Annotated in this window: 24 protein-coding genes; 13 read left to right on the forward strand and 11 right to left on the reverse strand. The window is 60.1% G+C overall.

Annotation, left to right across the window (positions count from 1 at the left end; genetic code table 11):
- The first annotated feature begins 8 nt into the window (after positions 1 to 8).
- From CPH57_RS14360 to CPH57_RS14385, 6 genes are all read left to right on the forward strand, one after another.
- Positions 9 to 440, forward strand: coding sequence for a GNAT family N-acetyltransferase (locus CPH57_RS14360; protein WP_033643995.1), 432 nt, complete (start codon positions 9 to 11; stop codon positions 438 to 440).
- 729 nt (positions 441 to 1,169) lie between these two features.
- The gene (locus CPH57_RS14365; protein ID WP_096242476.1) at positions 1,170 to 1,721 is read left to right on the forward strand and encodes a LuxR C-terminal-related transcriptional regulator; all 552 of its coding nucleotides are present in this window, start codon (positions 1,170 to 1,172) and stop codon (positions 1,719 to 1,721) included.
- A gap of 256 nt (positions 1,722 to 1,977) precedes the next feature.
- A complete protein-coding gene (locus CPH57_RS14370) occupies positions 1,978 to 2,364 on the forward strand; it encodes an ArsC family reductase (protein ID WP_033643997.1) in 387 nt (128 codons plus the stop codon).
- Positions 2,361 to 3,488, forward strand: a complete 1,128-nt coding sequence (gene dapE, locus CPH57_RS14375; protein WP_033651525.1) for a succinyl-diaminopimelate desuccinylase — start codon at positions 2,361 to 2,363, stop codon at positions 3,486 to 3,488. The genes CPH57_RS14370 and dapE overlap by 4 nt, the downstream gene beginning before the upstream one ends.
- A complete protein-coding gene (locus CPH57_RS14380) occupies positions 3,485 to 4,159 on the forward strand; it encodes a M15 family metallopeptidase (protein WP_096242477.1) in 675 nt (224 codons plus the stop codon). Before dapE ends, CPH57_RS14380 begins: the two co-directional genes overlap by 4 nt.
- A gap of 2 nt (positions 4,160 to 4,161) precedes the next feature.
- A complete protein-coding gene (locus CPH57_RS14385) occupies positions 4,162 to 4,347 on the forward strand; it encodes a YpfN family protein (protein ID WP_004941720.1) in 186 nt (61 codons plus the stop codon).
- 30 nt (positions 4,348 to 4,377) lie between these two features.
- Here CPH57_RS14385 and ypfH read toward each other — a convergent pair whose 3' ends face one another.
- The 6 genes from ypfH to dapA form a co-directional block, all read right to left on the reverse strand.
- Positions 4,378 to 5,067, reverse strand: a complete 690-nt coding sequence (gene ypfH, locus CPH57_RS14390) for an esterase (RefSeq protein ID WP_042785172.1) — start codon at positions 5,065 to 5,067, stop codon at positions 4,378 to 4,380.
- Positions 5,068 to 5,187: 120 nt separating this feature from the next.
- Entirely contained in the window at positions 5,188 to 7,200 is a 2,013-nt protein-coding gene (locus CPH57_RS14395; RefSeq protein ID WP_096242478.1) for a tRNA(Met) cytidine acetyltransferase TmcA, read from the reverse strand.
- A gap of 56 nt (positions 7,201 to 7,256) precedes the next feature.
- The gene (locus CPH57_RS14400) at positions 7,257 to 8,126 is read right to left on the reverse strand and encodes a neutral zinc metallopeptidase (RefSeq protein WP_033644002.1); all 870 of its coding nucleotides are present in this window, start codon (positions 8,124 to 8,126) and stop codon (positions 7,257 to 7,259) included.
- Positions 8,127 to 8,335: 209 nt separating this feature from the next.
- On the reverse strand, positions 8,336 to 9,049 hold the full coding sequence (purC, locus tag CPH57_RS14405) for a phosphoribosylaminoimidazolesuccinocarboxamide synthase (RefSeq protein ID WP_033644003.1): 714 nt from the start codon (positions 9,047 to 9,049) through the stop codon (positions 8,336 to 8,338).
- A 170-nt stretch (positions 9,050 to 9,219) separates the two neighbouring features.
- Positions 9,220 to 10,272 (reverse strand): outer membrane protein assembly factor BamC, encoded by a 1,053-nt coding sequence (gene bamC / locus CPH57_RS14410; RefSeq protein ID WP_046687608.1) that lies wholly within the window; start codon positions 10,270 to 10,272, stop codon positions 9,220 to 9,222.
- Positions 10,273 to 10,288: 16 nt separating this feature from the next.
- The gene (dapA, locus tag CPH57_RS14415) at positions 10,289 to 11,170 is read right to left on the reverse strand and encodes a 4-hydroxy-tetrahydrodipicolinate synthase (RefSeq protein WP_033644005.1); all 882 of its coding nucleotides are present in this window, start codon (positions 11,168 to 11,170) and stop codon (positions 10,289 to 10,291) included.
- 110 nt (positions 11,171 to 11,280) lie between these two features.
- Between dapA and CPH57_RS14420 the strand changes: the two genes are divergently transcribed.
- A complete protein-coding gene (locus CPH57_RS14420; RefSeq protein ID WP_369795937.1) occupies positions 11,281 to 11,886 on the forward strand; it encodes a glycine cleavage system transcriptional repressor in 606 nt (201 codons plus the stop codon).
- 2 nt (positions 11,887 to 11,888) lie between these two features.
- Positions 11,889 to 12,353 (forward strand): thioredoxin-dependent thiol peroxidase, encoded by a 465-nt coding sequence (gene bcp / locus CPH57_RS14425; protein WP_033635500.1) that lies wholly within the window; start codon positions 11,889 to 11,891, stop codon positions 12,351 to 12,353.
- 43 nt (positions 12,354 to 12,396) lie between these two features.
- Here bcp and CPH57_RS14430 read toward each other — a convergent pair whose 3' ends face one another.
- Positions 12,397 to 13,473, reverse strand: coding sequence for an AI-2E family transporter (locus CPH57_RS14430; RefSeq protein ID WP_033644006.1), 1,077 nt, complete (start codon positions 13,471 to 13,473; stop codon positions 12,397 to 12,399).
- Positions 13,474 to 14,326: 853 nt separating this feature from the next.
- On the opposite strand from CPH57_RS14430, the gene CPH57_RS14435 reads away from it, so the two are divergent.
- Entirely contained in the window at positions 14,327 to 14,542 is a 216-nt protein-coding gene (locus tag CPH57_RS14435) for a hypothetical protein (protein WP_089195056.1), read from the forward strand.
- Between the two features lie 6 nt (positions 14,543 to 14,548).
- Here CPH57_RS14435 and CPH57_RS14440 read toward each other — a convergent pair whose 3' ends face one another.
- Positions 14,549 to 15,241 (reverse strand): B3/4 domain-containing protein, encoded by a 693-nt coding sequence (locus CPH57_RS14440; protein WP_046687610.1) that lies wholly within the window; start codon positions 15,239 to 15,241, stop codon positions 14,549 to 14,551.
- Between the two features lie 43 nt (positions 15,242 to 15,284).
- Between CPH57_RS14440 and CPH57_RS14445 the strand changes: the two genes are divergently transcribed.
- From CPH57_RS14445 to CPH57_RS14455, 3 genes are all read left to right on the forward strand, one after another.
- Entirely contained in the window at positions 15,285 to 15,887 is a 603-nt protein-coding gene (locus CPH57_RS14445) for an XRE family transcriptional regulator (protein WP_060660380.1), read from the forward strand.
- A 43-nt stretch (positions 15,888 to 15,930) separates the two neighbouring features.
- Entirely contained in the window at positions 15,931 to 16,383 is a 453-nt protein-coding gene (locus CPH57_RS14450; RefSeq protein WP_060660379.1) for a GNAT family N-acetyltransferase, read from the forward strand.
- A gap of 114 nt (positions 16,384 to 16,497) precedes the next feature.
- The gene (locus CPH57_RS14455; protein ID WP_038873689.1) at positions 16,498 to 16,926 is read left to right on the forward strand and encodes a molybdopterin-binding protein; all 429 of its coding nucleotides are present in this window, start codon (positions 16,498 to 16,500) and stop codon (positions 16,924 to 16,926) included.
- Positions 16,927 to 16,962: 36 nt separating this feature from the next.
- Here the strand turns inward: CPH57_RS14455 and CPH57_RS14460 are convergent, their stop codons facing one another.
- On the reverse strand, positions 16,963 to 17,580 hold the full coding sequence (locus CPH57_RS14460) for a LysE family translocator (protein ID WP_004941674.1): 618 nt from the start codon (positions 17,578 to 17,580) through the stop codon (positions 16,963 to 16,965).
- A gap of 192 nt (positions 17,581 to 17,772) precedes the next feature.
- On the opposite strand from CPH57_RS14460, the gene CPH57_RS14465 reads away from it, so the two are divergent.
- Complete coding sequence (locus CPH57_RS14465; protein WP_021504394.1) at positions 17,773 to 18,234, forward strand: Lrp/AsnC family transcriptional regulator; 462 nt, start codon at positions 17,773 to 17,775, stop codon at positions 18,232 to 18,234.
- A 34-nt stretch (positions 18,235 to 18,268) separates the two neighbouring features.
- Here CPH57_RS14465 and CPH57_RS14470 read toward each other — a convergent pair whose 3' ends face one another.
- Entirely contained in the window at positions 18,269 to 19,477 is a 1,209-nt protein-coding gene (locus CPH57_RS14470; RefSeq protein ID WP_096242479.1) for an NAD(P)/FAD-dependent oxidoreductase, read from the reverse strand.
- Positions 19,478 to 19,637: 160 nt separating this feature from the next.
- A complete protein-coding gene (locus CPH57_RS14475; RefSeq protein WP_096242480.1) occupies positions 19,638 to 20,177 on the reverse strand; it encodes an Rrf2 family transcriptional regulator in 540 nt (179 codons plus the stop codon).
- Positions 20,178 to 20,215: the final 38 nt, after the last annotated feature.

Genomic DNA, 20,215 nt, shown 5'->3' on the forward strand with positions numbered 1-20,215 from the left:
GGAAAACGATGGAAATCATCACCGATATGAACCGCCGCGCCATCGACTGGCGGCGGCTGTGTGAATTGCTGCAGGCCGCCGGGCTGGGCGAACGCGATCCGCATACGCTGCAACGCGTTTATCAACACAGCCAGTTTTGCTATTGGGGGTTTATCGGCGATGAGCTGATCGCCACCGCGCATGCCATCAGCGATTTGACTTCGGTCGCTTACCTGGCCGACGTGGCGATCGATCCGCGCTTTCAGGGGCAGGGATTGGGGCGCCGGTTGATGGACCGGGTAATGCAAGATCTGGCGCCGCTCGGCAAGGTTTTCATCTATTCGGTGCCGGAAAAACTGGCTTTCTATGAAAAGTACGGTTTTCACGATTTGACCACCGGCATGGTGTTCGCAGAGGGGGATGCTCTGTGGCGTTTGCAACTGGGGGGCTACGTGCGTTAATCGCGCATTACAACGTTCGGCTGATAAAAATAGGGCGGCAGATGCCCCGCAGAATTGCTGCCGCTGTCAGGATCTTTCACCACGGCCGACGATTGTCGTAGCCGATATATTCATCGTTAACGCGATCCAATCCGTCCACAAGACAAGACGCTATTTCCGACGTGATCTTATCGGAAATTTCGATCCGGCATTCTTTCATGCCGTTCCCCCGTATAAATCCTCCCCACTTGCACAACGCACGCAGCTTAAAACATCGCATTTTTTTGATTAAGATTTATCTTTGCCATTAATTTGGCGCGCGCCATGAGATTGTCCCAGCACACTCTTTGAACTGCGCTAAAAATAAGCAACACCCCTCACTAAAAAGCAAGAAATATCTTAATTATTAATTCATTAACATTCCCTCCCTCACAAAAACGATCGATATTAACGATCGAATATTTTATTTTGATAGCCATTTTCTATGTTAATTCCTTTTAATAACCGGAGTATTAATAGAGGATTTCTATTCTATTCCTCTTTCTTCACTGGGCAGCTCGATTAAAAACCAAATTTACTCTTTATAAATCATGCTAGTATATGGGGCTTTCCTGATTGTCCACCGCAGGATAGCGTTCTTTCCCTGAGGCGCCCAATAAGTTCAATGTGAAATTATTTAGATTGTTTCTTTTTTTATGTTTTAAGATATCAATCCTCACCGGGAAATAGAAATTAAGGGATTATAATAAAATGAAAATTGATATTTTCAGCGAGTGTGCCTATACCGCTATCGGCATCCGGCAGCTCATCAATCAAACCTGGGCGGAGAAACGCGCGCCGGCCGGCTTTAGCCGCAAAAGGGTCTGCTTTATCGATGTCACCATCGCCAATTTTGAAGCGCGCTACCGCGATGAATATGCCAACCCCAATACCTACAAAATAGTCATTATCACCGACTGCCTGCATGACATGGTGATTGTCGACAGCAAGACCATTATATTATCAAACCTTATATCATTGAGCCGCTTCAGCCACCTGATCGGCGACTTATATAAGCGCTACAGCCACTATACCGAGCCGCCGCAACTCTCTCAGCGCGAATCGCATTTTCTGTCGGAATGGTCGACGGGAAAATCGCTGGCCGACATCAGCAATGCCATGAATATCAGAAATAAAACCGCCAATCATTACAAGTCGCGAATAATGAAAAAACTCGGCGCCAGCCGGATAAAACCGCTCTTGCATATTACCCGCGTACGGTGTTTGACCGATCGTTTAAACATAAGGCTCAATAAAGAGTAGCTCTCTCTCTGCCAGCTCTGCATTGGCGGCAGAACGCTTTCGCCGGCGCCTTTTCACCAGCACGGTCGGCGAAGGCAGCCGTTCAACCACGTTGCCGACCTCTTATCCCTGGCGCGCAATCGCACCTCGCACGCATCGTTGTCTGGATCTCGCCGCCGCTTTACTGGCATTATCTCTGCTATCGCCGGGCGGCTAGCGGGCCAAAGATCGCCCACGCCGCTCAGTATCGACTCGACGAGACAGGTAGCTTTACGCCATGGCAAACAAACCGCAACAGACAACGCTGACGATGTACGGCATCAAAAACTGCGACACCATCAAAAAAGCCCGCCGCTGGCTGGAAGATCAGGGCGTGGCCTATCATTTTCACGACTATCGCGCCGACGGCCTGGACGAACAACGGCTGCGCGGTTTCGTCGCGCAACTGGGGTGGGAGCCGCTGCTCAATACCCGCGGCACCACCTGGCGCAAGCTGGATGAAGCGCAGCGCAACGCCTGCGATAACGCCGACGCCGCCATCGCGCTGATGCTGGCGCAGCCGGCGATCATCAAACGCCCGTTGCTGGACGCCGGCAACGGGCGCACCCTGCTCGGTTTCAACGCCGACGCTTACCAGCAATTTATCGCCGAGGTCGCCGTATGACTTGCCCGGTTATCGAACTGGCTCAGCAACTGATCAAACGCCCTTCCCTCAGCCCAAATGATGAAGGCTGCCAGCAGCTGATGATCGATCGCCTGCAGGCGATCGGTTTCACCGTCGAAGCAATGGACTTCGAAGATACCCAAAACTTCTGGGCCTGGCGCGGCGAAGGGCAAACCCTGGCGTTTGCCGGGCACACCGACGTAGTGCCGACCGGCGATGAAAAGCGCTGGGACAACCCGCCGTTTGAACCGGCGATCCGCGACGGCATGCTGTACGGCCGCGGCGCGGCGGATATGAAAGGGTCATTGGCCGCGATGGTGGTGGCCGCGGAACGCTTTGTCGCCGCCAACCCGAATCACCGGGGTCGTCTGGCATTCCTGATCACTTCGGATGAAGAAGCCAGCGCCACTCACGGCACGGTTAAAGTGGTTGAAGCGCTGATGGCGCGCAACGAACGGCTGGATTACTGCCTGGTCGGCGAGCCGTCCAGCACCGAGCGCGTCGGCGACGTGGTGAAAAATGGCCGTCGCGGCTCGATCACCGCCAACCTGCATATCCACGGCGTACAAGGGCACGTCGCCTATCCGCATCTGGCGGACAATCCGGTGCACCGCGCCATGCCGGCGCTCAATGAACTGGTGGCGATCGAATGGGATCGCGGCAACGAGTTCTTCCCGCCGACCAGCATGCAGATCGCCAACGTGCAGGCCGGCACCGGCAGCAATAACGTGATCCCAGGCGATTTCTACGTGCAGTTCAACTTCCGTTTCAGCACCGAACTGACCGACGCGATGATCAAGCAGCGCGTGGAAGAGCTGCTGGAACGCCATCAGTTGAATTACAGCATCGAGTGGCGTCTGTCCGGCCAGCCGTTCCTCACCTCGCGCGGCGCGTTGGTGGATGCGGTGGTCAACGCCGTCGAGCACTATTCTGAATTGACGCCGCAGCTGTTGACCACCGGCGGCACCTCCGACGGCCGCTTCATCGCGCAGATGGGCGCGCAAGTGGTGGAGCTGGGGCCGGTCAACGCCACCATCCACAAGGTCAACGAATGCGTCAACGCCGCGGATCTGCAGCTGCTGAGCCGCATGTATCAACGCATCATGGAGCAATTGATCGCATGATCAACGCAGAAATGCTCACCGGCCGCTCGACCGAGCACCTGGCGCCGCTGAGCGGCAACCATCGGCTGCAGCCGGAAGCCGTCAACGCGTTTCTGGCGATGCAGCAGGCGGCGCGTGCGGCGGGATTCGATCTCCAGCCCGCCAGCACCTTCCGCGATTTTGACCGGCAGTTGGCCATCTGGAATGGCAAATTCTGCGGCCAGCGGCCAGTATTAGATAAGGACAGTCAACCGATCGACGTCGCGCCGCTGTCCGCCACCGAGCGCTGTGAGGCGATCCTGCGCTGGTCGGCTCTGCCGGGCGCCAGCCGCCACCACTGGGGCAGCGATCTGGACGTGTACGATCCGTCGCTGTTGCCGGAAGGGCAAAAGCTGCAGCTGGAACCGTGGGAATATGAGGAAGGCGGCTACTTTGCGCCCCTTAACCAGTGGCTGACGGCGCATATGGCCGAATTCGGTTTCTACCGCCCCTTCACCGAAGACTGCGGCGGCGTAGCGGTGGAGCCGTGGCATCTGAGCTACCGGCCGCTGGCGCAAGAAGCCGAACACTTGCTGACGCCGGCGCTGTTGCTGGCGGCCTGGCAAGACAAGGAGGTCGCCGGTGCCGAATGGCTCGAACGCCATCTGCCATCGATTTTTTCGCGTTTTATACGCAGTAAAGGAAAGGAGTAGCTATGCAATGGTTAGCTGATTACTGGTGGATTATCCTGCTGGTTCTGGTGGGGATGGTCGTCAGCGGCATCAAGGAACTGCGCCGCGTTGACGTCAAAAGCTATCTGGCCAACAAGCCGGAGATACCGCCGCACCGCGACAACAACGCCCAGTGGGATGACGAAGACGACTGGCCGAAGAAGAAGTGATATCAGGGCGCTCATCGGCGCCCTGAATTTTTAGCGGAAGGCGATCAGCTCGCCGCGCTTGCCGGACAAGGCTTCGTCCCAGTAGCGCTGCGGCACATAGTAATGCAACCTTTCCAGCGCGGCGTTCATCATGCCCTGGTTGATCGCATGCCCAACGTCCTGTTCCACGTCCAGCGTGAAATCGGCGCCGTTGGTCCGCAACGCCTCCGCCGCCGCGTGAGCATGCTGCACCGCGATCACCGCGTCCTCTTCGCCGTGGATCAAATGCACCACGCTGTCGCCGAACGCCTGCTCAGGCAACTGGGCGAAACGCCCGCTGAACGCGACCACTCGCCCGGCGAGGCGGGTTTCCGCCTTCAACGCCTCCAGCGCCATGATCGCTCCCTGCGAGAACCCCACCAGGGCAGTGCCGGCATAGCCAACGCCGCTCAGCTGCTGCCAATGGCGCACCACGGCCACAAACTGCGGCATTACGTCTGCGATGCGGGCCACGCGGTTCTCTTCGGTCACGTCCTGCACCGAAAACCACTGGCGGCCGGCGCCGTTGCCAAACGCTGCGGGGCCACCGATGCTTACCACCTGCGCCTGGGGAAACTCTTTGGCGAAGTAACTGCCGATCTCCCCCATCGCCACCGGGTTGTCGCCGACACCGTGAAACAGCAAGATCAGCTGCGCCGCCGGGGTCGCCGGGCTTTGGACAACGAAATGCTCATGTTTCATCGATGACTCCTTAATAGTAACCAAACCTGACGCAGCGACTGTCGTCGCCGCACCGCTGACAGCCACTATACGCCGCTGAGAAATCGGGAAAATCGGGTTTTATTGAGCAAGTTCTTCAATTTATTGCAATGACTGCGCCCAGTCGCGCCAGTAGCGGCAGTGCTGCGCATTCAGCTGTTCCAGCGCCTGCGCCGTTTCGTGCCGCCAGTGGCGCAGCAAGGCTTTCTGGCCGCTGACGCCCGCCCGCTCTGCGCACTCCGCGGGAGAGTGCCGCCGCTGCAGATGGCCGCGCAGTGCGGGCAGCGGCAGACTGCTGGCCAACAGTAACCGCTGCAACGCCCCCAGGCTGGCCTCCAGCGGCCGATGGGCAAAAGCGAACCCGGCCAGCTCGCGCCAGTCCTCTTCGCCGAGCGACGTATCGCCGTCGTCGCCCGGGATCGCCAGCGTAAGCTCGATACGCTGCCGCAGCCAGGGCCAGTCGCGCGCCAGATGCTTGTGTGCCGCGTGCCGCAGCGCCTCTCCTTGCTCGCTCAGGGGCAAGATCGCCATCGCGGTATAGCAGCCGCTGCTGGCCTCCGGCTTGCTGCCAATGCGCACCAGCTCAAAACCGCAGGATTGCCAAAAGCGCCACAGCGGCTCGGTATAGCCGAAGCTGACCGACAGGAAGTCCAGCCCCTGCGCCTGGCGGCGTTGCCGCTCGATCAATTGGCGCGCGATACCCCGCCGCCGCAATGCCGGCAGCGTCGCAATGCGGGTAATGCGCCGTGAACGCAGCGTCGGCGCCCACCATTGGCCGCCATGCGCCGCCAACGACTGCGCCACCAGATTGCCGCGCGGCCGACGGCGGCCGGCCCACACGTCGTGCGCCAACTCGGCGCTCAACCCGCCTTCGTCCACCAGCCACACGGCGCCGACCACCTCTTGTTCGGCCTGCGCCAGCCCAAAATGCATGCCGGGCGCATCCATCAACCTGCGCAAATCCAGCGGCGAGGTGCGGTAATGCGCGCTGCTCAGCAGAGCATAGAAACGCGTGAGCCGCTGCGGGTCGGCGCACAGCTCGCCTTGTTCCGCCTGGCTGTAATCGATCGCCTGGCCATCCGCCGGCCAGGCGGGCAGCTCGTTGAACAACAGCGCATTGTCCGTTATCCGTTCCAGCGCATCCCCCTGCGCCCAACGCATCGGCTGATGCAGGCTCAGCGCCTGATAGGCCGGCAGCCCGGCGCAAAACTTCAGCAGAAAACCGCGGCCAGTGCCTTCATAGCCCTGCACCGTGGTGGTCAGCAACACGCGCGGGAAATAGCCGATCAACTGCTGCAACAGCGGCGCGGGGATCGCCGCCGCCTCATCCACCAGCAGCCACCCCACGGCGCTGACGTCGCCTTCCCGGCACTGCGCCAACAAGGCATCGGGCGCCCAAAACTGCGCGCGCCCCTGCGCCCATTCCCCGGCCACCGCCGTGGCGGCGCGGCTCGGCCCGGTGATCCAGCAGATCAGCGGCGACTGCGCCACCAGCATGCCCGCCAGCGTCGATTTGCCGCGGCCGCGAGCGGCGGTCAGCACCCACACGCCGGACTCGGCCTGCAGCAGCGCCGTCAAGATCGCCTGTTGTTCCTCGGTCGGCCGGCCATCCGGTGGCAGCCACCCTTCACGCGCCGGCAGCGCGGCCAGCGTCAGGGGCTCATCCTGCCGCCAGATCGTCACTTCGCTGTCGTCGGTCAGATGCTGCTGCAGATGATGAATGAAATGCGGCGTGGTGATCGGCTGCGGGCAATCGCTCCAGCGCAGGCTGTCGCCGTCCGGCAACTGAGCCCATTGCCGCCAGGGCGGCGTCAACAGCAGCAGCCAGCTGCCGGCGCGCAGGGCGCCACTCAACGCCGCCAGCGCCTCTACGTCCAGCGAATGACCGGCATCGAACACTGCGTGCAGCCGCTCCTGCCCCAGCAATTGACGCACCGCGCCGCTCGCCAACGCCGCCTGGCCGGGCGGCGGATTCTCCCCGACCCAAGGCCAGTCGCCGGGCAACGTCGCCGCCAGCCGCTGCGCCTGTTCGCGGCACCACTCGGGTTCGCCGCTGAGCACCAGCAGGCGCCGGATGCCCTGCCGCCGCATGAGTTGTTGCGCTGCCTGTAGCATAAGGCTGTATCTCAATTCGAAAAAAATGCCGGAGTCAGGCTCCGGCACGTGAGGTGTTAACGGGATGCGAAGGTGTTGCAGGTATTGGGATCGCCGCTGTCGAAGCCCTGTTTAAACCAGGTGTAGCGCTGCTGCGAAGTGCCGTGGGTAAAGCTGTCCGGCACGACGCGGCCCTGGCTCTGTTGCTGCAACCGATCGTCGCCAATCGCCTGTGCGGCATTCAGCGCCGCCTGCAGGTCGCCCTCTTCCAGCATCTGCTGCTTCTCGGCGTATTTGCCCCATACGCCGGCAAAGCAGTCCGCCTGCAGCTCCATTTTCACCGACAGGCGGTTCACTTCCGCCTGGCTGGCGCCCTGCTGCATCTGGCGGACCTTCGGCTCGATGCCCAGCAGGTTCTGCACATGGTGGCCGACTTCGTGCGCCACCACATAGGCCTGAGCGAAATCACCGCCGGCGCCCAGCTTGGTCTTCATGTCCTGATAGAAAGACAGATCGATATACACCGTTCTGTCGCCCGGGCAGTAGAACGGCCCCATCGCCGCCTGACCGGTGCCGCAGCTGGTGCGCGTCACGCCGCGATACATCACCAGCTTCGGCGGTTGGTAGGTTTTGCCCATGCGCTGGAAAATCTCTTTCCAGTTATCTTCGGTCGAGGCCAGCACCACCGAAGTGAATTTGGCCAGCTCATCGTCTTTCGGACTGATGCTGGCGCTCTGTTGTTGACCCTGAGGAGCGACATTACCGCCGTTCAACAGCGGCGACAGATCGATGCCGTAATAGCCGGCCACCAGCACCACCACCAGAATGACGATGCCACCCTTGCCGCGCACCGGCACGCGGAAACCGCCGCCACCGCCGCCCAAACCTGAAGACTGCCCGCGACGATCCTCAACATTGTCACTTTCCCGACGCCCTTGCCAACGCATAAATACACTCCAGATATTTCCCCTGCTCGTTGAAGATGCCGCGCGTTGGTAAGCGCAAAGGCAGCTTCAAGCCTGAGTGGGATAGGTTTTAGTCATCTCGCATCCATCATTATAAATGGTCTGCCGCGGAGGAAATGTAGAAATTTTCTGGAAAAATGCAGAACAGCGGGACGATCCGGCCGGATCGCCCCGAATGGCGGTGCCAACGCTTAGTCGAGCTTCACGCCGATGCGGCGCGCCACTTCTTCGTAGGCTTCGATCAGCCCGCCCAGGCTTTGACGGAAGCGGTCTTTGTCCATCTTGTCCAGGGTGTTTTTGTCCCACAGACGGCTGCCGTCCGGCGAGAATTCATCGCCCAGCACCACTTCGCCGTTGAACAGGCCGAATTCCAGCTTGAAATCGACCAGGATCAGGCCGGCGTCGTCAAACAGCTTGGTCAATACTTCGTTGGCGCGATAGCTCAGCTCACGCATGCGCGCCAGATGCTCTTTGCTCACCCAGCCGAAGGTTTCGCAGTAGGATTCGTTGACCATCGGATCGTGCATGGCGTCGTTTTTCAGGAACAGATCGAACAGCGGCGGGTTCAGCACCAGACCTTCTTCGATGCCCAGACGCTTCACCAACGAACCGGCGGCGCGGTTGCGGATCACGCATTCCACCGGCACCATGTCCAGCTTCTTCACCAGCACTTCGTTGTCGGACAGCAGACGCTCCATCTGGGTCGGGATGCCGGCTTCTTCCAGTTTGCTCATGATGAAATGGTTGAACTTGTTGTTCACCATGCCTTTGCGATCGAACTGCTCAATGCGCTGACCATCCAGTGCTGACGTATCGTTGCGGAACTCCAACACCAACAGATCGGGATTCTCGGTGGTGTAAACGGTTTTTGCCTTTCCGCGATACAGCTCAGCTAGCTTTTGCATCTTACTTACTCCAGTGATGTATCCCCGTTGTCTCCCGAGCGCGGCCCGAAATTAGGGGGTATAGAATTGACCTAATGAATTCTTTGGCGTGCCGGGCACTATTGTGCCAAACCTGCGACGCAAACGATACCGTATAGACAAAACAAAAAGGGGCCGAAGCCCCTTTTTGGTTATTTAACGCTGGTTTTACTGAAGGCAGACTGGAATGCCGCCACCAGTGCGTCGTTTTTCGACTGGGTGAGCGGTTTGCCTTTCGGATCGATAAATTGCAGGCTGGTGCGGTTGTTGAGATCGCCGACCTGCAGCTTGTAATCCCCTTCCGCCAGCTCAGGATCCTTGACGCCCAACGCATCCCAATCGCTGCTGCTCAGGGACTTGTAGGTCACGGCGACGGTGCCCTGCGGACGGCTGCGGTCACCCACTTTCATCCCCAGTTTTTCGAGCGCCGGCGGCAGGCGATCCCACACCACGGTGTACGGGCCGCGCACGACCAGCATCGGCAGGCCGGTATCATCGGCGCCGCTCTGCACGTCCAGCGCGCCGAAGCGGCTGGCGGTCTGGCTGCTCGCCAGGTTGTCCTGCTTGTCCAGACCTTCGATCAGGGTGTTGATCATCATGCCGTTGTAACGCTGGATCTCAGACTGATCGGTGACCTGTTCGGTCTTGCCCTGCTGCTGCAGGCCAACGCTTTTCACCACCAGCGCCTGCTGGTAGCCTTGTTGCTGCACGCTGATCTGATAACGGCCTTCGTACTGGTTGTCTTCGTCCAGACGGTTCCACTTCACCCAGTCGGTGGTCAGGGTCTGACCGGCGTCCTGGCGGGAAGCGATCGCGATGTTCTTCGTCTGCAGCAGGCTGACGACGCGCGACCACAGGTTTTGGTTCTGCGGGCTGTTTTCCAGCAGCAGCGTGCCGCTGTCGCCGGCGTATTGCGCGCGAGAACCGCTCAGCAGCGCCAACGGCTGCACCGGCGGACGAATGTCCAGTTGCTTGCCGACGTTGCCTTGCAGCGTCGTGGCGGGCACGTCATAGTTGCCGCTCTGCACCGGCAGGATCATGCCTGACGGCGCGTTCAGCGCCTTGAGCGGAGCCGCGTCGAGGTAAGCCTCGTCGCCGCTGACCTGGCGCTTGTAGCGCTGATCGCTGCTGCAGGCCGCCAGCATCATCACCAAAGAGATGCCCACTACTTTTGCTACCGTCGACTTTTGCAATGAATAAGCCATCAAATTTCCCTTAGAGTTACAGCAAACCGACGCTTTTCAGCGCGCGCTCCACCACCGGGCGGGCGGTTTCGCTCAACGGCGTCATCGGCAGACGCAGCGTATCGGTTGCCATCAATCCCAACGCCTTACAGGCCCACTTCACCGGAATTGGGTTTGCTTCTACAAATAGATCCTGATGCAACGGCATCAAGCGCTGATTTAAGCGGCGCGCTTCGGCGAATTTGCCCTGCGCCGCCAGCGCACAAAGTTCCGCCATCTCGCGCGCAGCCACGTTGGCCGTCACGGAAATCACCCCTTTGCCGCCCAGTTGCATGAAGTCCAACCCGCTGGCGTCGTCGCCGCTCAGCAAAATGAAGTCTTCATCGTCAACCAGCACTTGGATCTGACTAACGCGACTTAAGTTCCCCGTCGCTTCTTTTACAGCAACAATATTCTTGATTTTCGCCAGCCGAGCGATGGTCGGCGGCAGCATGTCGCAGCCGGTGCGCGAAGGCACGTTATACAGGATCTGCGGCAGCTCGGTGCTCTCGGCGATCGCCTTGAAGTGCTGATACAGCCCTTCCTGCGTCGGCTTATTGTAGTACGGCGTCACCGTCAAACAACCTACCACGCCAGTGTTGGCGAAGCGGGTGGTGAGCGCGATGGCTTCGGCGGTAGCGTTGGCGCCGGTGCCGGCGATCACCGGAATGCGGCCGTCGGCCAGCTCCAGCGTCTGCAGCACCACGTCAACGTGCTCGTCATGGGCAAGCGTTGCGGACTCGCCGGTGGTCCCTACGGAAACGATCGCCGCGGTGCCACTGGCTACATGATAATCGATCAATTTTTTCAGGCTCGCGCGATCGACAGCACCTTTGTCGTCCATCGGCGTAACCAGTGCAACAATACTTCCCGTAAACATTGGCCGTCCCCTCCACAAACAAGTCACTCATGGTACTTTTGCTGCCTATCCAAAAGCAAGCGCACAACCGCGTTGTAAGCGCTTGGCAGGCGGTTTTTTTTATGTTTACCATGGTAACCCCATTAAGCACGACAGGAAGCGCCATTTTGCCTCAGTCAGACGAACACTATCTCGTGATTACCGCGCTCGGCGCCGACCGCCCCGGAATCGTCAATACCATCACCCGCCACGTCAGCAGTTGCGGATGCAATATCGAAGATAGCCGTCTGGCCATGCTGGGAGAGGAGTTCACGTTCATCATGCTGCTGTCCGGCAGCTGGAACGCCATCACCCTGATCGAATCCACCCTGCCGCAAAAAGGCGCGGAGCTGGAGCTGCTGATCGTGATGAAGCGCACAAACTCGCATGAAAGGCCGCCGATGCCGGCCACCGTGTGGGTTCAGGTCGAGGTGAAGGACTCGCCGCACATCATCGAACGTTTTACCGATCTGTTCGACTCCAGCCAGATGAATATCGCCGAGCTGGTCTCACGCACGCAGCCGGCGGACGGCGACCTGCCGCCGCAGCTGTATATTCAAATCACCGCCCACAGTTCCGGCGATCGGGACGCCTCAAATATTGAGCAAGCCTTCCATCGCCTATGTACAGAATTGAACGCGCAAGGCAGTATTAGCGTGGTGAACTATCCACAGCATGATGAGAAAGATGGAGAGTAGTGATGAGCCCATTGAAAGCCGGTGACACAGCGCCGAAATTTAGTTTGCCTGACCAGGACGGTGAGGAAATTAATTTGGCCGACTTCCAGGGACAGCGAGTATTGGTTTATTTCTATCCGAAGGCGATGACGCCGGGCTGCACCGTGCAAGCCTGCGGCCTGCGGGACAACATGGACGAATTGAAAAAGGCCGGCGTCGAAGTGCTGGGCATCAGCACCGACAAACCGGAAAAACTGTCGCGCTTCGCCGAAAAGGAGCTGCTCAACTTCACGCTGTTGTCTGATGAAGACCATCAGGTATCGCAACAGTTTGGCGTGTGGGGCGAGAAAACCTTCATGGGCAAGACCTATGACGGCATTCACCGCATCAGCTTCCTGATCGACGCCAAAGGCAAGATTGAAAAAGTGTTTGATGATTTCAAAACCACCAATCACCACGACATCGTTCTGAACTACCTGCAGCAGTAATTTTCACGAAGCGCAGCGGCCTGCTGCGCTTCGTTTCCCTCCGTCAGCCGGCCTTGTCTTCCACCTCGACCCGCAGTTCATCCGGCCAAGCGTGAATCACCGCCTTCACCAGCGTCGCCAGCGGTATGGCGAAAAACACGCCCCAGAAGCCCCACATTCCGCCGAACACGATCACCGACAGGATAATCACCAGCGGATGCAGGTTGACCGCCTCGGAGAACAGGATCGGCACCAGCAGGTTGCCGTCCAGCCCCTGCACCACCAGATAGGCGACGATCAGCGTCCAGAAATCGGCGCCGACGCCCCACTGGAACAGCGCCACCACCACCACCGGTATGGTGACCAGCACCGCGCCGATATAGGGGATCAGCACCGAAAAGCCCACCAGCACCGCCAGCAGCAGCGAGTAGCGCATGTCCAGTACGGCGAACACCAGGTAGGTCGCCACGCCGACAATCACCATCTCCAGCACCTTGCCGCGAATATAGTTGGTGATCTGCTGATTCATCTCGTTCCAGACCTGCCCCGCCAGACCGCGATTGCGCGGCAACACGCGGCGCACCGCGTTCAGCAGCTGCTCTTTGTCTTTCAACAGGAAGAACATCATCATCGGCACCAGGATCAGGTAGATAGCCAGCGTCAACAGGCCGACCAGCGACGCCAGCGAGAATTTCACCACCGACTCGCCCATGCCGGACAGCCGGCTGCGCAGATTTTCCGCCATCATGTCGATGATGCCGGCATCCACCAGCGCCGGATAACGCTTCGGCAGCGTCGCGGCAAAGTTATAGAACTGGTTGAGCATGCCCGGCAGATCGCTCATCAGATTGATGCCCTGCTGCCAGGCGGTTGGCGCGACGACGAACACCAGCAGCATGGCAACGCCCGCGAACACCAGCAGCATGATACTCGCCGCCCAGGTGCGCGAACAGCCGATGCGCTGCAGGCGCGCGGTCGGCCACTCCAGCAGATAGGCCAGCACGATGGCGACCAGCAACGGGGTCAGAATGCCGTGCAGAAAATAGAGAATGAGGAAGCCGGCGACCAGGATCACCAGCAGCGCTATAGCCTGCGGATCGGTGAAGCGGCGGCGGTACCACTGTAATAACATCTCCAGCATCAGAGCGGGCTCCTCGAGATTTGGCGGGCGGGCATAGCGATTCCTGTGATGGGCCTGATTAAAGCATAGATAGAACGGGCGCACTCGAGGTGTGCAAGGCACTCAGAGTACTCAAAGTTGGCCATACATCAACAGCGATTTGGCTGATTTTATCGCGCAGGCGAGCGATTGGCGCAAAAATCCGCAGACGCGGCGACAGACTGGGTGAACGGCCCCGGACGGGGCCGTGGAAGATTACAGCGAGGTGCTGATGGAGAGGGGCGAACCAACCGCCAGTGCGAACAACAGCACACAGCCAATCGCGATCGCCGCCGCCAAATCATTTTTCATTGTCCCGTCCCTTGATGCTTGAAGTGATTATCGTCACGAACTCTGTCGGTTCTACGTTGACGGCCTTTGCCGATGCACATCATTAAAAACCCCCGCCTAAGCGGGGGAGAAGACGTTCTGGTGCATCAAGTATTACAAGGAGGTCATGAGGGATTGCTAACCCTAAATGACTATTTCAAGCTAGGATTATTCCCAGAACATGGCAAGCGATCGCGTCGAGGTTATCCGCACTTTGAGATAAACCTCATAAAAAAATCCCGCACGGCAGCGGGATGAAGGGATGATAACGTCATAAATTTTTTATGCGGACAATGAGGCGGTATTGTCGTCATTTGGCGACAATACCGCGCCGCCATGGCGGTCACAAGGGAAATTTGACCACCGTGAGGAAATCAGAATTTCGCCAATGCACGCGATCGCGCGCCAGTCAGCATCAACGAAAAAATGGGATTTTCGTCAGACAGCCGTCGAGCAAAAACCGGTAGCATGGCCGATATCATCCCAAATGCCGTAAGGGGGAAAGATGAACAGCAAACCGTGTGAATTTGATGAAGCCATCTGTCTGGCAATCGGGCGTGGCGTTTGCGAAGTCGTGAAGATAGGGGATGAAATCAGCGTCTTCTCTCTGCTGGAAGCTATCGAGAGCTTCATCGAGCGGCAGGCGCTCAGCGAAAGTGAAGTGGCGGCGGCGGACGACGCGCTGGATTTGATCAGCGGATTGGTCCGCCGCCAGTGCTGAGGCCGGTTACGAGGTGCAGCCGATGAGCCGTTGCTCTATCGCAACGCCGGGCATCATTTGTCGTAAACCGGCAATCAATTCGTCGCCCGCCGCATGCAGCGCCGCCAACGGCATTGCCGGCAGGCTCTCCAGGATGAACCACATCCGTTCGGCCTCGGCGCTCAGCCGGGTTCTGACGCCCTGACGCCAGTTCCAGCGGCGGCAGGTCACGCCGCGATCGTCGCGCCAGACCACCTCCCCCGCCTCCGGCGATTCATGGATCACCGCACCCTCCTTGACGGTATCGAACAGCTCACTGCCTTCCGCGACGATCAGCCGCGGCTCGCCGACATAAGCCGCGATATTCTCGCCCCCCACCGGCACCGCATAACGAATGCTGACGGCGTTGTAGAGATCGACCACCGGATCGATGCTGGGCATCGTGCCGTCGCGCAGCGCGCGCTTGCGCAAGGCATCGGCGGAACAGGGCGTACGCTTGGGTTTGGCGCCAAACCGCATGAAGACATCGCGCCAGGCCGAGAGATGCGCCTCAGCCCAGGGCGCGTCCTCCTCGCCGAGGGCGCGACAGGCCTGCGCCAACGCCAGCGCCCCCACGTCCGGGTTGGTTATGGGAGCCGCGGCCACGGTAATGCTTAACGCCCGGAATCCGGGCGCCAGCGCAGCGACGGCCGGATCGATTGACGGATCGACTAAAATCATTGAATAATCCTATACTGACCATTTTATTCCATAATATTGACCGATGAGCGAAAAAGTCAACAGACCGACCGAGTTCGGCGCCGACGTGCAAACCGTCAGCGAAGCGGTGTCACACCGCATCAAACAGCAGCGAAAAAGCCAAAAGCTGTCGCTGGACGAACTGTCGCGCCGGGCGGGCGTCAGCAAGGGCATGCTGGTGGAGATCGAGAAAGGCAGCGCCAATCCCAGCATCGCCATCCTGTGCAAACTCGCGGCAGCGCTGGGCCTGTCGGTGGCGGACATCGTCAACGTGACCCGCGCACCCGCCGCCTACCTGATTGAAAGCCAAGACATTCCCACGCTGTGGCACGGCGATCGCAGCGGCTCGGCCCGCTTGCTGGCAGGCACCCGCGGCCCGAATATGATAGAACTGTGGCGCTGGGAAATGGCGCCGGGGGAAGCCTATGCATCGGGCGGCCATCCAGCGGGCACCTTCGAGCTGCTGCACGTTGAACAAGGCGTCTTGAGCCTTGCCGTCGAACAAACCGAGCTCAGGATTACGCCAGGCTGTTCGGCGGTCGCCAGAACGGACGGCCCGCACCGTTACGCCAACGAGGGCGAAGACACGCTGATTTTCACCATGACGGTCGCCGAACTGCACGCCTGAACGGCGGCCCAGACCTTAACGCTTGCACAGGAGAAGAACCCTCATGACAATCCCTGCCCCACGGGAGTGGCGGCGTGCTGACTATCTCGTCAGCACCGAGCCCAGCCTGCTGGATATTGACGCCATTCATGCATTTCTGACCCGTTCGTCATGGGCGGAGGGCATTGATAAAGAGACCGTTCGCCAGTCCCTCTCCCACAGCCTGTGCTTCGGCTTGTATCACGGCACCAGACAAATCGGTTTCGCCCGGCTGGTCACCGATTACGCCACCTTCGGCTATCTGTGCGACGTGTACGTGCTGGAGACGCATCAAAAAGGCGGGTTGGGCCTGTGGCTGGCGGAATGCTGCCAGGCCCATCCGCTGATGGCGACGCTGCGGCGAATCATGCTGGTCACCAGCACCGCCCCTTGGCTCTATGAAAAAGTGGGCTATACCGCCATCAACTGTCCCGATTTTGTCTGGCAGATCGCCCGACCGGACATCTACCGACGTTAATTTTTCAGCAAGGCCGCCCCAGTTCACACTCTTCCCCCGCGACATTGGCAATCGCGGCGGTTAGGGCCCATGCTGGCGACAAATTTTACCGTTTGCCCCTTTCAAGGAGAATCTATGCCCGTTTCAGCCCGTAACCAGTTAGCCGGTACCGTGTCCGCCGTCGCCAAAGGCGCCGTCAATGACGAAGTGGAGATCACCCTGCAGGGCGGTGAAAAACTGGTGGCCATCGTCACGGTACAAAGCCAACAGTCGCTGGGATTAACCATCGGTAAAGAGGCCGTCGCGCTGATTAAAGCGCCGTGGGTGATCCTGGCGACGGAGGATTGCGGTTTGCGTTTTTCCGCCCGCAACCAGTTTGCCGGGGAAGTGATTGCGGTTGAGCACGGCGCGGTCAACAGCACCGTGCACCTCAAAGCGGATGCCGGTTTTGTGCTGACGTCGGTGATCACCAATGAAAGCCTGCAGGAGATGGCGCTGAAGAACGGTTCGCGCGCCATCGCCCTGATCAAAGCCTCATCGGTGCTGCTCGCCGTCAAAGCCTGATACCGCCAGGCCCGCACAAGCGGGCCTTTCAAGGCGCTATTTCAGCGCCTGCTCGGCCAGCAGCCCGAGGGCGATGACGATCATCGCCGCGCCGGAGATGCGCCCCACCACCTTCGCAGCCTGCGGGCGCGTGCGCAGCACCGACTGCGAACCGAATCCCACCAGCAGGTACACCAGGCCGCAGCTGATCAAATGCACCACGCCCAACGCCAGCATCTGCATCGGCACCGACCATTCGGCCCGGGCGTCGGTAAACTGCGGCAGCAGCGCCAGAAACAGCAGAAACACCTTGGGGTTCAGGCCGCTGACGCACACGCCCTTGCCGGCCCAGCGCAGCCAGGAATCGGAACGCTGATCCTCACCGGCGCCCGGCACCGGCGGATGCAGCAGCATATTGAAACCGATCCACAGCAGGTAAGCCGCCCCCAGCAAGGTGAGCGCCGTCAGCGCCAGCGGATTGCCGACCAGCAACGCGCCGACGCCCGCCACCACGATGGCAATCATCAGCAGGTGGCCGAACAACAAACCGGCGACGGCGGGCACCACCACCCGGCCGCGAATGCCCGCCGAGATCACATAAGCCCAATCCATACCCGGCGTGATCACCAACAGAATCGACACCGCCCAAAAAGCGGCGAACAGAGCGAGCGTCATGCCGGCGCCCTCTCAAACGCACAGCGCCGCACCGAACAGAGAACCATCGCGTTTTCCTCGTAGAATAAGCACGGCCGCCGCCTGGCGGCGGCCGTCAAAACCGTTCAACAGATGGCAAGAATATCCTCAAGGCGTTAAAATGTGCTTTCAATTACTTGCCTGAAACCGGCATAAGCGGGGAAATTTTTCCAAATGGACAAGATTGATCGCAAAATTCTTGCGGAACTGCAAACCGACGGGCGTTTGTCGGTGACCGAGCTGGCCGAGCGGATCGGATTGAGCGTATCCCCCTGCCACCGCCGGGTGCGCGCATTAGAAGAATCCGGGGTGATCAGGGGCTACCGCGCCCAGCTCGATCCCGGCAGCCTGGGCTACAACTTCTCCGCTCTGGTGTTCGTCACCATGCGCGAAGGCGATCGCCGCGCCGTCGAAACCTTCGAAAACGCCATGGTGGACATTCCGCAGGTGGTGCAGGCACAGCGTTTGTTTGGCGATCCCGATTATCTGCTGCACGTTATCGCCCGCGATCTGCCCGCCTTCCAGCAGCTTTACGACGAGAAGCTCTCCGCCCTGCCGGGCGTGCAGCGCCTGAGCTCCACGCTGGTGATGAAAACCGTGGTGCCGGAACGCTCTTTCCTGCCGCTGGGGAAATGACGACGGGAGCGTTGCCGCTCCCGTTTTTATCTTTTTAAGGCACAATCACGAAATCCGGATTGGCGACGGCGAACAACGCCTCGCGGTCCGCCGCCGGTGGGTAAATCCACTGCGTGTTAATCTCCTGTTTAATCTTTTTGCCTTCCTGACGGGTAAAGCGCACCTGGCGCTGCCAGCCTTCGGTATACAGCGCGCCCCAGGGGCCCAGATCCAGACAGGTCACATACTTCGGCTGGCTATACGGGTGCGTCGGCAACCCCACCAACTCCGCCGCCGCATTGTGACCGGCGACGCGGCCGAGGCTCATCGCATGCTGGCAGGTCATCAGGTTGTGGTTACCGAGATCATCGGTCGCCGCCTTTACCGTATCGCCGGTCACGAAAATGCCCGCCGCCGCCGGCGCACGCAGGAAAGCGTCGCCGATCACTCGGCCACTGCCGTCGCGCTCGCCGGGGATCTGTTCGGTCAGCGGGTGCGCCCGCACGCCCGCCGCCAGGATCACCGTGTTGGCGGCGATGCGCTCACCGTTCGACAGCATCACTCCCTCGGCATCGATAGCCGAAACGCGCAGGCCGGCCCGCGCTTCCACGCCGCACTCCGCCAGCGCCTGGCGTATCACCGCCCCCGGCTCTGCCCCCATTCCCGCGCCCACTTCCGGCGCGGTATCGACGATCACCACGCGCACGTTCTCGTCTTTGCCCAGCGCATCGCGCAGCCGTTGCGGCATCTCCGCCGCGCTCTCCAGGCCGGTCAGTCCCGCTCCCACCACCACGGCGGTGTTGCGCGCCGGCGTCGACGGTTTGGCCGCCAGCGCTTTAATATGAGCATCCAGACGCTGCGCGCTTTCCAGCGTATCGACGTTGAAACCGTATTCGGCAAAGCCCGGTACCGCAGGCACGGAGAGCCGACTGCCGGTGGCCCACACCAGGCGGTCGTAAACCAATTCAAGGGCTTCCCCCGTCGCCTGCGCCACCGTGAGCGTTTTGGCGACGGCATCGATGCCCTCTACCGTCCCGGCCAGGTGCCGTACGCCGACGGCGGCGAGCTGCGCGGAAATATCCGGGTTCATGTTTTCCAACACCGCTTCATACAGGCGCGGGCGGATGGTGACCGTTGGCGTCGGTGAGACCATGATCACCTCGATATCCTCATGCTTACCGGCAAGGGTAATGGCGCGCATGGCGGACACGGCGGCCCAAAAACCGGCAAAACCGGAACCGGCAATCACTATTTTCTGCGTCATGGGATGACTCCTTCATACAGGGTTAACCGGGCGACAAGGCTGCCCGCAGTTTTTTCGGATGAACGATGCCGTTCCGCTCCCGTAACAGGGTGCAGAAGGCCCGCCCGCCCCTTCCGAAGAGGCGGGAAAAAGTGTGTTTCGCTTTAAGGAAAGGCGGCGATTAGGACTTGGCGCGCGCCGTTTTGCCGCTGCGCGCGGTGCGTTCCGTCATGCGCTCGTCGAGCCAGAGGTTGACCTCACCGAAGAAGCCCTGCGGCGCCTTGCGGCCAAAGCGGGCGGCGACGGCGCCGAGGGTCTGCGCCGCCAGCGCATCGCGCATCGCCTTCTCCGCCTGCAGCATCACCGCATGGATAGCGCATTTGCCGGAGACCGCCCATTCCGGCGGGGAGTCATCGAACACCGCACAGCGCCCGCGCACCTCCTGGCAATCGAACAGCGGCTTGTGCCCCTCGATGGCGTCGATGATTGCCAGAAAACTGATCTCGTCCGCCGGGCGGGCCAGCCGGTAACCGCCTCGCACCCCTTCACTGGCGGCGACGATGCCCGCCTTTTCCAGCTTGGGGAAAATCTTGGCCAGAAAGCTGGGGGAGATCCCTTGCAGTTCGGCGAGTTCGCGGCTGCTGAGCGCGCGCTGGTTATCGCCGACCAGCCACAGCAGGCAGTGGATGCCATATTCAACGCTGGTTGTGATGTACGCCATATGTCCGTTTTTGACCGTCAGTAAACCTTCAATAACGC

Origin of the sequence: Serratia sp. JKS000199 (assembly GCF_900215455.1) — a bacterium.
In the GTDB taxonomy this organism is placed as follows: Bacteria; Pseudomonadota; Gammaproteobacteria; order Enterobacterales; family Enterobacteriaceae; genus Serratia; species Serratia ureilytica.

What these genes read in the sequence shown, in the direction of transcription:
- CPH57_RS14360 (WP_033643995.1), top strand. Translation starts at nt 9, where the DNA reads ATGGAAATCATCACCGATATGAACCGCCGCGCCATCGACTGGCGGCGG.
- CPH57_RS14365 (WP_096242476.1), top strand. Translation starts at nt 1,170, where the DNA reads ATGAAAATTGATATTTTCAGCGAGTGTGCCTATACCGCTATCGGCATC.
- CPH57_RS14370 (WP_033643997.1), top strand. Translation starts at nt 1,978, where the DNA reads ATGGCAAACAAACCGCAACAGACAACGCTGACGATGTACGGCATCAAA.
- dapE (WP_033651525.1), top strand. Translation starts at nt 2,361, where the DNA reads ATGACTTGCCCGGTTATCGAACTGGCTCAGCAACTGATCAAACGCCCT.
- CPH57_RS14380 (WP_096242477.1), top strand. Translation starts at nt 3,485, where the DNA reads ATGATCAACGCAGAAATGCTCACCGGCCGCTCGACCGAGCACCTGGCG.
- CPH57_RS14385 (WP_004941720.1), top strand. Translation starts at nt 4,162, where the DNA reads ATGCAATGGTTAGCTGATTACTGGTGGATTATCCTGCTGGTTCTGGTG.
- ypfH (WP_042785172.1), bottom strand. Translation starts at nt 5,067, where the DNA reads ATGAAACATGAGCATTTCGTTGTCCAAAGCCCGGCGACCCCGGCGGCG.
- CPH57_RS14395 (WP_096242478.1), bottom strand. Translation starts at nt 7,200, where the DNA reads ATGCTACAGGCAGCGCAACAACTCATGCGGCGGCAGGGCATCCGGCGC.
- CPH57_RS14400 (WP_033644002.1), bottom strand. Translation starts at nt 8,126, where the DNA reads ATGCGTTGGCAAGGGCGTCGGGAAAGTGACAATGTTGAGGATCGTCGC.
- purC (WP_033644003.1), bottom strand. Translation starts at nt 9,049, where the DNA reads ATGCAAAAGCTAGCTGAGCTGTATCGCGGAAAGGCAAAAACCGTTTAC.
- bamC (WP_046687608.1), bottom strand. Translation starts at nt 10,272, where the DNA reads ATGGCTTATTCATTGCAAAAGTCGACGGTAGCAAAAGTAGTGGGCATC.
- dapA (WP_033644005.1), bottom strand. Translation starts at nt 11,170, where the DNA reads ATGTTTACGGGAAGTATTGTTGCACTGGTTACGCCGATGGACGACAAA.
- CPH57_RS14420 (WP_369795937.1), top strand. Translation starts at nt 11,281, where the DNA reads ATGGTAACCCCATTAAGCACGACAGGAAGCGCCATTTTGCCTCAGTCA.
- bcp (WP_033635500.1), top strand. Translation starts at nt 11,889, where the DNA reads ATGAGCCCATTGAAAGCCGGTGACACAGCGCCGAAATTTAGTTTGCCT.
- CPH57_RS14430 (WP_033644006.1), bottom strand. Translation starts at nt 13,473, where the DNA reads ATGCTGGAGATGTTATTACAGTGGTACCGCCGCCGCTTCACCGATCCG.
- CPH57_RS14435 (WP_089195056.1), top strand. Translation starts at nt 14,327, where the DNA reads ATGAACAGCAAACCGTGTGAATTTGATGAAGCCATCTGTCTGGCAATC.
- CPH57_RS14440 (WP_046687610.1), bottom strand. Translation starts at nt 15,241, where the DNA reads ATGATTTTAGTCGATCCGTCAATCGATCCGGCCGTCGCTGCGCTGGCG.
- CPH57_RS14445 (WP_060660380.1), top strand. Translation starts at nt 15,285, where the DNA reads ATGAGCGAAAAAGTCAACAGACCGACCGAGTTCGGCGCCGACGTGCAA.
- CPH57_RS14450 (WP_060660379.1), top strand. Translation starts at nt 15,931, where the DNA reads ATGACAATCCCTGCCCCACGGGAGTGGCGGCGTGCTGACTATCTCGTC.
- CPH57_RS14455 (WP_038873689.1), top strand. Translation starts at nt 16,498, where the DNA reads ATGCCCGTTTCAGCCCGTAACCAGTTAGCCGGTACCGTGTCCGCCGTC.
- CPH57_RS14460 (WP_004941674.1), bottom strand. Translation starts at nt 17,580, where the DNA reads ATGACGCTCGCTCTGTTCGCCGCTTTTTGGGCGGTGTCGATTCTGTTG.
- CPH57_RS14465 (WP_021504394.1), top strand. Translation starts at nt 17,773, where the DNA reads ATGGACAAGATTGATCGCAAAATTCTTGCGGAACTGCAAACCGACGGG.
- CPH57_RS14470 (WP_096242479.1), bottom strand. Translation starts at nt 19,477, where the DNA reads ATGACGCAGAAAATAGTGATTGCCGGTTCCGGTTTTGCCGGTTTTTGG.
- CPH57_RS14475 (WP_096242480.1), bottom strand. Translation starts at nt 20,177, where the DNA reads ATGGCGTACATCACAACCAGCGTTGAATATGGCATCCACTGCCTGCTG.